12 protein-coding genes are annotated in these 12277 nt (G+C 68.7%); 2 read left to right on the top strand and 10 right to left on the bottom strand.

All coding sequences use genetic code 11. From position 1 onward, the window contains the following. Window positions 1-4: 4 nt before the first annotated feature. The 3 genes from topA to HPC46_RS13180 all read right to left on the bottom strand — a co-directional run bounded on the left by topA (window position 5) and on the right by HPC46_RS13180 (window position 3827). Entirely contained in the window at window positions 5-2788 is a 2784-nt protein-coding gene (gene topA / locus HPC46_RS13190; protein ID WP_179470462.1) for a type I DNA topoisomerase, read from the bottom strand. A gap of 112 nt (window positions 2789-2900) precedes the next feature. After that, complete coding sequence (locus tag HPC46_RS13185; RefSeq protein WP_179470460.1) at window positions 2901-3479, bottom strand: hypothetical protein; 579 nt, start codon at window positions 3477-3479, stop codon at window positions 2901-2903. Window positions 3480-3623: 144 nt separating this feature from the next. Next, window positions 3624-3827 carry a cold-shock protein gene (locus HPC46_RS13180; protein ID WP_005138711.1) on the bottom strand — a complete coding sequence of 68 codons (204 nt, stop codon included), beginning with the start codon at window positions 3825-3827 and terminating at the stop codon, window positions 3624-3626. Window positions 3828-4118: 291 nt separating this feature from the next. On the opposite strand from HPC46_RS13180, the gene HPC46_RS13175 reads away from it, so the two are divergent. After that, window positions 4119-6446 (top strand): DNA 3'-5' helicase SftH, encoded by a 2328-nt coding sequence (locus HPC46_RS13175; RefSeq protein WP_179470458.1) that lies wholly within the window; start codon window positions 4119-4121, stop codon window positions 6444-6446. 233 nt (window positions 6447-6679) lie between these two features. After that, window positions 6680-7687, top strand: coding sequence for a PAS domain-containing protein (locus tag HPC46_RS13170; RefSeq protein WP_179470456.1), 1008 nt, complete (start codon window positions 6680-6682; stop codon window positions 7685-7687). Here the strand turns inward: HPC46_RS13170 and HPC46_RS13165 are convergent. Genes HPC46_RS13165 through ssd form a run of 7 tightly spaced genes read right to left on the bottom strand, consistent with a single transcriptional unit; the run spans window position 7684 to window position 12105 of the window. Beyond that, on the bottom strand, window positions 7684-7995 hold the full coding sequence (locus HPC46_RS13165) for an Rv3654c family TadE-like protein (RefSeq protein ID WP_179470454.1): 312 nt from the start codon (window positions 7993-7995) through the stop codon (window positions 7684-7686). The two genes, HPC46_RS13170 and HPC46_RS13165, sit on opposite strands and share 4 nt — an antisense overlap. 19 nt (window positions 7996-8014) lie before the next feature. Next, window positions 8015-8344 (bottom strand): TadE family type IV pilus minor pilin, encoded by a 330-nt coding sequence (locus tag HPC46_RS13160; RefSeq protein ID WP_179470653.1) that lies wholly within the window; start codon window positions 8342-8344, stop codon window positions 8015-8017. Further along, window positions 8341-8520 (bottom strand): DUF4244 domain-containing protein, encoded by a 180-nt coding sequence (locus tag HPC46_RS13155; protein ID WP_233716411.1) that lies wholly within the window; start codon window positions 8518-8520, stop codon window positions 8341-8343. The genes HPC46_RS13160 and HPC46_RS13155 overlap by 4 nt, the downstream gene beginning before the upstream one ends. 39 nt (window positions 8521-8559) lie before the next feature. Further along, entirely contained in the window at window positions 8560-9132 is a 573-nt protein-coding gene (locus HPC46_RS13150; protein WP_179470450.1) for a type II secretion system F family protein, read from the bottom strand. Then, a complete protein-coding gene (locus tag HPC46_RS13145) occupies window positions 9129-9905 on the bottom strand; it encodes a type II secretion system F family protein (protein WP_179470448.1) in 777 nt (258 codons plus the stop codon). The genes HPC46_RS13150 and HPC46_RS13145 overlap by 4 nt, the downstream gene beginning before the upstream one ends. Continuing rightward, window positions 9902-11065 carry a TadA family conjugal transfer-associated ATPase gene (locus HPC46_RS13140; RefSeq protein ID WP_179470446.1) on the bottom strand — a complete coding sequence of 388 codons (1164 nt, stop codon included), beginning with the start codon at window positions 11063-11065 and terminating at the stop codon, window positions 9902-9904. The genes HPC46_RS13145 and HPC46_RS13140 overlap by 4 nt, the downstream gene beginning before the upstream one ends. Then, window positions 11062-12105, bottom strand: a complete 1044-nt coding sequence (gene ssd, locus HPC46_RS13135; RefSeq protein WP_179470444.1) for a septum site-determining protein Ssd — start codon at window positions 12103-12105, stop codon at window positions 11062-11064. The genes HPC46_RS13140 and ssd overlap by 4 nt, the downstream gene beginning before the upstream one ends. Between the last annotated feature and the right edge of the window lie 172 nt (window positions 12106-12277).

Here is a 12277-nt window from a genome sequence, read left to right as displayed (position 1 = left end):
TCCGTCAGGCCTTCTTGGCGGGGGCCTTCTTGCGCGCCGCCTTCTTCGCGGGAGCCTTCTTCTTGACCGGGCCGCGGGCACGACGGTCGGCGAGCAGCTCGGAAGCCCGCTCATCGGTGATGCTCAGAACGTCGTCACCCTTGCGCAGGCTGGCATTGGTCTCACCGTCGGTGACGTACGGGCCGAATCGCCCGTCCTTGATCACCATCGGCTGGCCCGAGGCCGCATCGACACCGAGTTCCCGCAGTGGTGGCGCCGCTGCGCCCTGCCGCCCACGGCGTTTGGGCTCGGCGTAGATCTTCAGGGCCTCTTCGAGGGTGATGTCGAAGATCTGGTCCTCGGTGGCGAGTGAACGAGAGTCGGTGCCGCGCTTGAGGTATGGCCCGTAGCGGCCGTTCTGCGCGGTGATCTCCTCGCCGCTGGCCGGATCCACGCCGACCACCCGCGGCAGCGAGATCAGCTTGAGTGCATCCTCGAGCGTCACGGTCTGCAGATCCATCGAACGCAGCAGCGAGCCGGTGCGCGGCTTGGGGCCGGTCGGCTTCTTACCCTTCTTGGCAGTGACGCCCGGGTCATCGTCCGGCGGCGGGGGCAGCACCTCGGTGACGTACGGCCCGTATCTGCCGTCCTTGGCGACGATTTCGTGACCGGTCTCCGGATCCACGCCGAGCGTGCGGCCCTCTTGCGGTGTGGCAAAGAGGGTTTCGGCCAACTCCAGGGTCAGCTCGTCGGGGGTGATGTCGTCGTTGAGGTTGGCCCGTTGCGGTTTGGGCTCACCGTCTTCGCCGGTGATCATCCGCTCCAGATACGGGCCGTTCTTGCCGACTCGCACCACGATCGCGCGGCCTTCTTCGTCGTCAAAAAGCTTGATGGAGTTGACTTCTCGAGCGTCGATACCCTCGAGATTGACGCCAACCAGCTTCTTGAGCCCGCCGGCGCGGGCGATCGAATCCGCCACGCCGTGCTCGCCACCGAAATAGAAGTTGGTCAGCCAGTTGGTGCGAGCCTCCTGGCCGGTGGCGATCTCGTCGAGCTCGTCCTCCATGGCGGCGGTGAAGTCATAGTCCACCAGTCGCCCGAAGTGCTGCTCGAGTAGCCCGGTGACCGCGAACGCCACCCATGACGGCACCAGCGCGCTGCCCTTTTTGTGGACGTAGCCCCGGTCCTGGATGGTCTTGATGATCGAGGAATACGTTGAGGGACGCCCGATTCCGAGCTCTTCGAGCGCCTTGATCAGGGACGCCTCGGTGTAGCGGGCGGGCGGGTTGGTGGTGTGCCCGTCGGCGGTCAGCCGGGTGGCGTCCACGCGCTGGCCCTGCCGAAGGTTGGGTAGCCGGCTCTCGGCGTCGTCGGCCTCACCGCCGGCCAGCTCGTCGACGGTCTCGACGTAGGCCTTGAGGAAACCGGCGAAGGTGATCGTGCGCCCGCTGGCGGCGAAGGTGACCTCGCGTCCCTCGGCGGAGGTTCCGTTGATGCGCAGGCTCAGCGTCGTGCCGCGGGCATCGGCCATCTGCGAGGCGACGGTGCGCTGCCAGATCAGCTCGTAGAGCCGGAACTCGTCGTTGTCGAGCTCGCGGTGCAAGGCGCCCGGGGTGGCGAAGGTGTCACCGGCGGGCCGGATGGCCTCGTGCGCCTCCTGAGCGTTCTTGACCTTGCGGGTGTACTGCCGCGGCGACGGGTGCACGTACTCGTCGCCGTAGAGCTGACGCGCCTGATTGCGCGCGGCGTTGATGGCCGACTCCGACAGCGTCGTGGAGTCGGTCCGCATATAAGTGATGTAGCCGTTCTCGTAGAGCCGCTGGGCGATGCTCATCGTGCGCTCGGAGGAGAACCGCAGCTTGCGCCCCGCCTCCTGCTGCAGCGTGGACGTCATGAACGGCGGATACGGTCGACGGGTGTAAGGCTTCTCCTCGACCGAGCCGACGGTGAGGCTGGACGCCTGCAAACCGGTGGCCAGCGAGCCCGCTGCGGCCTCGTCGAGCACCACGACCTCGTCGGGCTTGCGGACCACGCCGAGGGAGTCGAAGTCCCGGCCGGTGGCCACTCGCTTGCCATCGACGTTGACCAGCCGGGCGGTGAACCGCGGCGGGGCGGCGTTCGGGTCCGAGACGCTCGCGTCGAGTTCGGCGATCACGTCCCAGTAGGCGGCGCTGCGGAACGCCATCCGGTCGCGTTCGCGCTGCACGATGATCCGGGTGGCCACGGACTGCACCCGGCCGGCCGACAGTTTGGGGGCGACCTTCTTCCACAGCACGGGGCTGACCTCGTAGCCGTAGAGCCGGTCGAGGATGCGTCGGGTCTCCTGCGCGTCGACCAGGTCGTTGTCCAGGTCGCGGGGATTGTCGGCGGCAGCGCGGATCGCGGGCTCGGTGATCTCGTGGAAGACCATCCGTTTGACCGGGATGCGCGGCTTGAGCGTCTCCAGGAGGTGCCAGGCGATGGCTTCACCCTCCCGGTCACCGTCCGTGGCCAGATAGAGCTCGTCGACGTCCTTCAGCAAGCCCTTGAGCTCGGTGACGGTGCTCTTCTTATCGGGGCTGATGATGTAGAGCGGCTCGAAGTTGTCCTCGACGTTGACGCCGAGGCGGGCCCAGGGCTCGGATTTGTACTTGGCGGGCACGTCGGCGGCGTTGCGGGGCAGGTCACGGATGTGGCCGCGGGACGACTCGACGATGTAGTTGGAGCCCAGGTAACCGGCGATCTTGCGCGCTTTGGTGGGCGACTCGACGATGACGAGCCGCCGGACGTTCCCATTGCCGCCACTTCGGCGGGTTCCGTCGTCAGCCAACTGCGCTTACGCTCCACTTCTGTCTTGCCCACAGGTACCCCCGACCCGCGGGCACCTGACAATTTCGCACTCCGAACCGGTCAACGCAAACCGACCCTCGCAGGGGAATGTGTCAGACTCTGGGCCACGCTGACAACGCCTCTATCAGATTCGGCGGTTCCCCAACGGTTTCTACCAGGCGCGATAGCCGTCGGCGACCACTTATTCTCAGGGCCGGGCGGGCGCCCCGAGTGCCGATCAGGGTCGGTGCAATCCCCACCCGCATCAACGCCGACGCCAGCGGCGAATGTGTATCGGGGGCGTGCGGGTCCAAACCCAACAGATAACGGTCGGCTTCCGGGACGCCGGCGGCCAGGGTCCACGCCCGCAGCTGACGGGCGCCGGGCAGCCATTGGGGCGGAACCGTCTTGACCGCACCCCGGGTCCATTCGGTGGCGATCCCCACCAGTCGTACGTCGACCGCGGTGCGCACCAGCGGATTTTCCTCGTCGGTGCGGGTGACCTCGGCGTCCAGCCCCGCCTCGGTGATCATCTCGGCCAGCGCCTGCGCGCGCCACGGCTCGTCGACCACCACCGACAGCCTTGCCCCGCCACCGACCATCACCACCTGTCCAGCGGCCGCAAGCAACCCGGTGAGGTCGGAGACCGCAGGCGGCACCGACTCAGCCGAGAAGAAGGACAGCTGGCTCACGATTCGACAGTAAGGCAGTCGGCGACCAGCAGCCGTGCGGCTACCGGCGGGCGTGGCGAGTCCCGCGCGGAACGGCCGCAAACGAAAGCACCCCCGATGCCCGTCACCGGGACGCTCGGGGGTGTTTCCTGATGTCGTTGTTGATCAGACTGCGCGCACGCCTGTGGCCTGCGGTCCCTTGGGGCTCTGACCGACCTCGAACTCGACCCGTTGGTTCTCCTCAAGGGTGCGGAAGCCCGACCCCTGAATTTCCGTGTAGTGGACGAACACGTCGGCAGAGCCGTCCTCGGGTGCAATGAACCCGAAACCCTTCTCGGCGTTGAACCACTTCACAGTTCCCTGTGGCATCTTTCGTACTTTCCTTCTCTTCCAACCGGGAGCGGTCGACCGAGTTTTCGGCAAACCGGGCCCGTTCCGACCGCCATCCTTCGTGGAGTCGTCGGAACTCACCCGACCTACAGACCCTCGCAGGAACCGCGATCGCAACGTCGATCCTGCGAGTGTTTGGAACACGAACACAGAAGCTGCGACCGCCCTTATCCAATCATGTCCGAGGCTCCTGCGACAGTCTCGGTGCTACTAACTGATGAACAATTCGATACGGGGCTGTTGATATTTTTTCGAAAGGGCTGATTTCAAATGGTGAGTTTCGGCAGCGAGCTGCTTAACGCGGCCGTCGCGGGTGCCGAATCATCGCCCGACGCACTGCGTCACGTGGCCGAGCTCCCGGCCCGTCAAGCCCAGTCCGCGGACTGGCCTGCCTGGGCCGATCCAGATGTACTCCGCGCGTTCCATGATCATGGAATCGAGCGTCCGTGGTCGCATCAGGTCCGCGCGGCAGACCTCGCCCATGCTTGCCGCCATGTCGTGATAAGCACCGGTACGGCATCGGGTAAGTCGCTGGCGTTCCAATTGCCGATCATGGATGTGCTGGCTCGTGATCCGCGCGCACGGGCGCTTTATTTGTCCCCGACGAAAGCGCTCGGGCATGACCAATTACGCACCGCCCATTCATTGACCACGGCGGTGACCGCGCTGGCCGATGTCGCACCGGTTTCCTATGACGGTGACACGCCGGTCGAGGTACGCAGATTCGCGCGCGAACGCTCCCGCTGGTTGTTCTCCAACCCCGACATGATTCATCTGTCGCTGCTGCGCAACCACGCCCGCTGGGCGGTGTTCCTGCGCGGTCTCCGCTACATCGTCGTCGACGAATGCCATTACTACCGTGGGATTTTCGGGTCCAACGTGGCGATGGTGCTGCGCCGGCTGCTGCGACTGTGCGAGCGCTACGCACCGGCTTCGGCACCGGGGCCCACGGTCATCTTCGCCAGCGCGACCACCGCTGCACCGGGGGAAACGGCCGCGGAATTGATCGGGCACACGGTGGCTGCGGTGGCCGAGGACGGTTCACCGCACGGGGCGCGAACGGTCGCGCTGTGGGAGCCGGAATTGCGTACCGACCTGCTCGGCGAGAACGGTGCGCCGGTACGGCATTCGGCGGGTTCCGAGGCCGCCAGGATGATGGCCGATTTGGTTGCTGAAGGGGCGCGGACATTGACGTTCGTGCGGTCGCGGCGCGGTGCGGAACTGACCGCACTGGGCGCGCGAGCGCGCCTGGAGCACATTGCGCCTGCGCTACTCGACACCGTCGCGTCCTATCGGGCCGGGTACCTCGCCGAGGACCGGCGGGAGCTCGAACGGGCGCTCTCCGATGGTGAATTGCGGGGACTTGCGACGACGAACGCGCTGGAATTGGGCATCGACATCGCGGGGCTCGACGCGGTGCTGCTGGCCGGCTTCCCGGGAACGGTGGCGTCGTTCTGGCAGCAGGCCGGCCGCTCGGGCCGGCGCGGGCAGGGTGCGCTGGTGGTCCTGATCGCCCGCGACGATCCGCTGGACACCTACCTGGTGCACCACCCTGAGGCACTGCTGGACAAGCCGGTCGAGCGGGTCGTCATCGATCCGGCGAACCCCTACGTGCTCGGCCCGCAGCTACTGTGCGCGGCGACCGAACTGCCGCTGGACGAGGCGGAGGTGCGTCGCTGGGAGGCCGAGGCAGTGGCCACCGAATTGGTCGACGACGGGTTGCTGCGCCGGCGCGGGGGCAAATATTTCCCTGCTGCCGGGCTGGATCCGCATCCGGCCGTGGACATCCGGGGTTCGGCGGGCGGCCAGATCGCGATCGTCGAGGCCGACACCGGCCGGATGCTGGGCAGCGCCGGCGCGGCACAAGCCCCGGCCACCGTTCACCCCGGTGCGGTGTATCTGCATCAGGGCGAGAGTTACGTCGTCGATTCGCTGAGCTTCGAAGACGGGGTGGCGTTCGTACACGCCGAGGATCCCGGCTACACCACGTTCGCGCGAGAGATCACCGACATCGAGATCACCGGAACGGGTGAGCGCCTGCACTACGACGCGGTGACGCTGGGCCTGGTCCCGGTGTCGGTGAGACACCAGGTGATCGGCTACCTGCGCCGCGGATTGTCAGGGGAGGTCATCGACTTCATCGAACTGGACATGCCCGAGCACAACCTGCCAACCACCGCGGTGATGTACACGATCACCCCGGAAGCGTTGTCCGACAGCGGAATCGAACTTCTACGAGTACCCGGCTCGCTGCACGCGGCCGAGCACGCCGCGATCGGCCTGCTGCCGCTGGTGGCCAGTTGCGACCGCGGTGACATCGGCGGGCTGTCCACCGCCATCGGTGCCGATGGATTGCCCACCGTGTTCGTCTACGACGGGCACCCCGGTGGGGCGGGATTCGCCGAGCGCGGCTACCGGCTGGCGAGCACATGGCTGGGTGCCACCGCGGCGGCGATCGAAGCGTGCGAGTGCCCGCAAGGCTGCCCGTCATGCGTGCAGTCACCCAAGTGTGGCAGCGGCAATGACCCGCTGGACAAGGCCGGCGCGGTTCGAGTCCTGCAGCTCGTTCTGACGGAACTGGCCCGCGGCGATGCCTGATCGTCGTGCCGACCGGACCCCTCGAACGGTCGACTCCCACGATGTGAACACGCCACCAGTACTGGCGAAGCGCCCCGCACTGCTGGAGGCGTAGCGAAAATACCGAACGGTAACTGCACGCGCAAGGAAATCGGCGACGCGGCGGTTTGCCGGACCAAATTGTCGGTTTTCACCTGGAAAATCCCCCGGTGTGCACCCGAGGTCAGCGCGTGGGGCGCCGTTAAACTGCGACCATGACCCACGATTGGCTGCTCGTGGAGACACTCGGCACCGAACCCGTGGTGGTGGCAAAGGGCCGGGAGATGAAGAACCTGGTGCCGCTGTCGATCTACTTGCGCCGCAGTCCCTACCTGGCGGCGATTCAAACCGCCATCGCCGAAACCGTGACGAGCGGCAACAGTCTGGCGAGCATCACCCCGAAGAGCGATCGGGTGATCCGCACCGAGCCGGTTCAGATGTCCGACGGCCGGATGCACGCCGTGCACCTCTGGATCGGGCCGGCCGGAGCCGACCCACCCGAGCGTCCGATACCGGGCCCGTTGAAATGGGACATCACCTCCGGGATCGCGACCGACACCGTCGAATCACTGGTCAACGCGGGCAGGGATCCGACGCAGCCACCGACGCACGACATCGCCTTCGCCGAGGATCTTCCCGCCCGGACCTTCAACAGTGACGAGTCCAAGGTGCTGGCCATGGCCAAAGACGAGGATCCCGGCCGGACATACTGCACCACTTGGACTTTCAACCATGGCGACCAGGTGATTCGAACGGGGTTCGTCGCCCGCACGGCTGTCGAGGAGGCCGAGGACGGCACCCAACACCTGATCGCCCGCGCGCTGAACCTGCAATGCGATGTCGACGAGAACGCCATGGCGACCGACCAGGTGGCGCAACGGGTCCTCGACAGCCTCTCCCAGACCGGTGTGCACCGGGCATTGATCGACCTGAGCAACTGGCAGCTGCTGAAGTGGCTGGATGACCCCTGCCCGTATTACGACTGGCGGCACAGCGTCCAGTTCCATCCGGACGACCGCCAACAGCTGACCCCGATGGCCGAGGAGTTCGAGACGGGAAGCACCAGCCGGGTGTTGCGGCTGCCCGCCGTCGGCAGCGGCTGGGTGCCGATGCACGTCACCGTCAACCGCATGGAAGTCGACAACGACACCTTCGCCGGTCTGATCACCCTGCGTCTGCCCACCGACGCCGAGTTGGCCGAGGCCGGACTGAACGGAGGCTAGCCGGCGGGTCCGGCCCGCGCCGCCGCATGCGCCATGCCGCCGAGCAGCCGGCCCGTCACCACGTCGACGGCGACCACGACGTCGAGCTCGTCGACATCGCACGCGCTCATCACCGCACCCATGGCGCGGCTCACCGCGATTGCTTGCCGGCACGCGCTGTCGGCACCCCGCGGCAACCAGGCGGCGGCCGCCAGCGCGGCCAGGTCGGCACCGGCCTGCGCCCGGTGCCGGGCCACCACGGCACTGCCGACTTGGACGCCGGCCATCGTGATCATCACCAGTGCGGCGATCAGGATCGCGGCCAACACCGTCGCAGCACCGGCGTCGTCACGGGCCCGGCTCGGCGGCCGCGACGGCGTCGGCTCGGATGGTGACGCCCGGCAGCAACCGCGAGCGGCCGCTGACCGTCGCGACGACGAAACCGCCGTCGCGGCGGAGTTGCAGCGTCGCGCCGGCAGGCCCGATCCCGTGGGCTGCTGCCACCGCGCTCGTCTCGTCGCCGCGGGCCGCCAGCCGCGCCGCCTCCCGCGCGGCGTCGATACAGCGGACCTGCATAGCCACCGCAGTGAGGCCGGCGGCACAGAGCACGAGCACCACCACCAGCGCGGCGATAGCGAGAGCCGCCTCGACGGTGGCGAACCCGCAGTCACCGTTCAGACTTTCGTGTTGAGCGCGCGGTTGATGATGTTGGTCAGGGCGCCGACGATCGAATCGCCGGTCACTACGCTGTAGAGAATCGCACCGAATGCGGCGGCGGCAATCGTGCCGATCGCGTACTCGACCGTCGACATCCCGGCGTCGTCGACCGCCGCCAGCACCATCCGCTCCCTCATCTTTCGAATCATGTTGATGAACAACCTCTTTCCTCTCTTTCACAGGATTCCCGACGTGAACACGTCACCGGCCAACCCGGCCACGACGGGGGCGATACCCAGGCAGATGAATGCCGGCAGGAAGCACAGCCCGAGCGGTCCGGCGATCAGCACCGCCGCCCGCTCAGCGGCCGCCGCCGCGGCATGGCCGGCGTCCTGACGACACTGTTCGGCGAGTTCGGCCACCCCCTTGGCAAGAGCACTGCCCGACGACGCCGACCTGCGCGCCAGCCGCGAAAGCGCTTCACTTCCGTCGCCTGCCTCGTCCGGCGCAGACCAGGCGGTGTCCGGGTCGGCGCCCAGCGCGAGCAGGTCGGCCGCTCGGCGTAGCACCGCGCCGACACCATCCGGGGCCGATGGTGCTGTCGCCGCCGCGGCCGCGGCCACCGACATCCCGGCGGACAGGCAGACCGCGAACACGTCGAGCGCCGACGCGGTGGCCAGCGGATCGCCGCGGGGCCGATGCCGAACCGGCGCAACCCGAACCGGCCCCGACCCGATCCGGCGGCGCACCGCGACCGGACCCGGCGCGAACAGGACCGCGGCGGCCAACAGCAGGGCGGCACCGCTCATGTCAGCAGCCGATCGGTGATGCGGTCGGCCCACGTCAGGCCCGCACAGATCAGCACTGTGCCCGCAACGAGTAGCCAGCCGCCGACGCCACCGAGTAGGAACCGGACCGGATGCGCGCCGATCAACTCCCCCAGCAACACCCCGAGCAGCGGCAGACCCGCGAGGATCACGGCGGTGGCCCGCGCCCCCGCCAGCCCCGCCTGAACCCGGGCCGTGAATCGTTGCCGCTCAACGATGTCGCGGTGTGCGGCGCGCATCAGCGCCGCCATGGCCAGACCGTGATCGGCCGCCAGCTGCCAGCACACCGCGAGTCGATCCCACTGCGCGGGAACCGATGTCGAACCGCGGACGGCCCGCAGCCCGGCGCCGACGTCGGCACCCAGTCCGGCGCGCGCCGCGACCGCCTGTAAGGCGGCACCGATCGCACCGTCAGACTCATCGGCGGCAATGGCGAACGCGCGCACCGGATGTGCGCCCACTCGCAGCTCGCCGACCAGAGTCTCGAGTGCACCGGCCAGCGTCTGGCCGGCCCGAACGCGATCATGGTCGCGGCGACGACGGCGCCTGCGGGCCATCAGCGTGGCACCCAGCACAGCCGAGGCGAGCAGCACCGCAGGCGGCAGCGCAACCGCGAGGACGATCCCGAGGACGACTACCACCGGCCCGCGCACACCGAACCGCGGCGCCGCCAAACCCAGTCGTGCGCGTGGCGGCGGGGGCGCGACCAGTGCGGCGATGGCCAAAAGCGCAGCGGCCAAAGGTATTCCGGTCATGGCTGGCGCGATTCGATCAGCCTCTGCAACCGCTGCTGACCGCTCTGCCAGCCGCGGTCGGCGTGCCACGCAGTCTCCGCATGCACGATGCCGGTTTCGGCGCGGTACAACACCGCAACCTCACTGAGCCGCCGCGTGCCGTCGCGGCCCCGGCCCACGTGCACGACGACCTGAACGGCGGCGGCCAGTTGGCTGTGCAGTGCGGCACGGTCAAGTCCGCCGAGCGCAGCCAGCGCCTCCAGCCGTGCCGGCACTTCGGCCGGGCTGTTGGCGTGCACGGTTCCGGCGCCGCCATCGTGGCCGGTGTTCAGCGCTGTCAGCAGATCGACGACCTCGACTCCCCGCACCTCACCGACGACGATCCGGTCCGGCCGCATCCGCAGCGCCTGGCGGACCAGCTGGCGCATCGTGACCTCGCCGGCGCCTTCGACGTTGGCGGCACGGGCCACCAACCGCACCAGATGCGGATGCGGCGGCGCCAATTCGGGCGCGTCTTCCACACAGACGATCCGCTCGTCGCACGAGACCGCGCCGAGGGCCGCCGCCAACAAAGTTGTCTTTCCGGCGCCGGTGCCGCCGGAAATGAGGAAGGCCAAGCGGGCATCGATGATGCCGCCGAGAAGTTGGGCTGCCTCCGGGGCGATCGCGCCGGCCGCGATCAACGCCGCCAGATCCTGGGTGGCCGGCCGAAGCACGCGCAGCGACAAACAGGTGCCGGCGGCGGCCACCGGTGGCAGCACCGCGTGCAGCCGAACCGAGAACTCTCCGGTGCCCAGCCCGCTGAGCTGTCCGTCGACCCACGGCTGGGCGTCATCGAGGCGCCGGCCGGCAGCCACTGCGAGGCGTTGAGCCAGTCGGCGGACCGCGGCTTCGTCGGCGAATCGGACCCGGGCGGGCCGCAGCCCGCTGCCGTCGTCGACCCATACCGCGTCGGGAGCCGTGACGAGGACGTCGGTGGTTCCTGGCGCCCGCAGCAACGGCTCCAGCAGGCCTGCTCCGGTCAGCTCGGTCTGCAGCACCCGCAGATTGGTCAGCACCTCGGTGTCCCCGAGCACTCCCCCGGACTCCGCCCGGATCGCGGCGGCAACGGCCGCGGGCCGCAACGAGGACGACTCAGCGGCCAGCCGTTCGCGAACCCGCTCGACCAGCGAGGCGCTCATGCCGCGCGCACCTGGGCACCGGACGGCAACATCCCGAGTACCGAGCGGGCCGCCGCACCCAGCGGTGACCGGCGGCGCAAGCGCAAACCACCGCGCTCCAGGCGTTCGGCGAGCAGCGGTTCCGGGCGCATCGCGGCCAGCAGCGGTAGTTCCGCGACGTCGGCCGCCTCGGCGGCCCGTAACCCTCCCGGGGCCGGCCCGCGCACCACCAGGCCGACGTTCGGGTTGACCCCGCGCAGCACTGGCGCCACCGCCGAGGCGGCGGCGATTCCTCGGACGTCGCACGTGGTGATCACGACGACCAGATCCGCGCAGTCGAGGGTGCCTGTGACGGCGGAAGTCATTCGCCGCGGTACGTCGCAGATCACAAGCGCGCCGCCCCGGCGGCCCGCGTCGACGACCGCTTCGGCCGCCCCGGGGTCGATCTCGTGGCCGAGGCGTGCGCACGACAGAACGCTCACCCCGCGGTGGTTGGGTAGCGCATCGCGGACCGCAGCCCACGGCAGCCGGCCGCCGCCCAGACTCAGGTCGGGCCAGCGCAGCCCGGGCTCCGACTCACTTCCCAGGAGGAGGTCGATGCCGCCGCCCCAGGGATCGAGGTCGACGAGCAGGGCCGCGGACGCGAGCTGCGCCAGTGCGGTCGCGAATGTCGAGGCACCCGCACCGCCGCGGCCGCCGGTCACGGCGATCACCCGGCCGGCGCGGGGACCTTCCCGCGCGGTGTCGGCGGCGTCGGCGAGGTGCCGGACCAGTTCGCCTTCTTGGGCTGGAAGTGCACAAACGTGCTGCACACCGACGGCCATCGCGACCGCCCACGTCGGCCCCTCCGGTTCGGTCGAGGAGACCAGCATCACCCCACTGCGGCGGGGCAGCCCATCGGGTTCGCAGCGCCGGGCCGTTTCTTCGTCGAGCAGGATCGCGACGGCGGCCGACCAAGCCTTACGGGTCGGTGGAGTACAGGCCGCCAGTGGTCGCAGCCCGGCGGCCGCGGCCACCCGGTCAGCCTGTTCACGCAATTCGGGATCGGCCACGAGGACCAAGACGACGCCGGGGTTGGTGAAGAGAAGGCACTATCTCCCGACTCGGGCGGCCCAGCACGGTTCCCGGCACCCACGCGGAGCACGCCGCGATAATGGCAGAAGTGTTGCGGGCCTGCGTAATTGCGATAGCGATCGGACATAACGTCCCTTTGGGTGGGGATGTCAACGACGC

The sequence above is a fragment of the Mycolicibacterium vinylchloridicum genome (assembly GCF_013404075.1).
GTDB classification, from domain to species: domain Bacteria; phylum Actinomycetota; class Actinomycetes; order Mycobacteriales; family Mycobacteriaceae; genus Mycobacterium; species Mycobacterium vinylchloridicum.
This window is presented reverse-complemented; position numbering and strand designations above follow the sequence as displayed.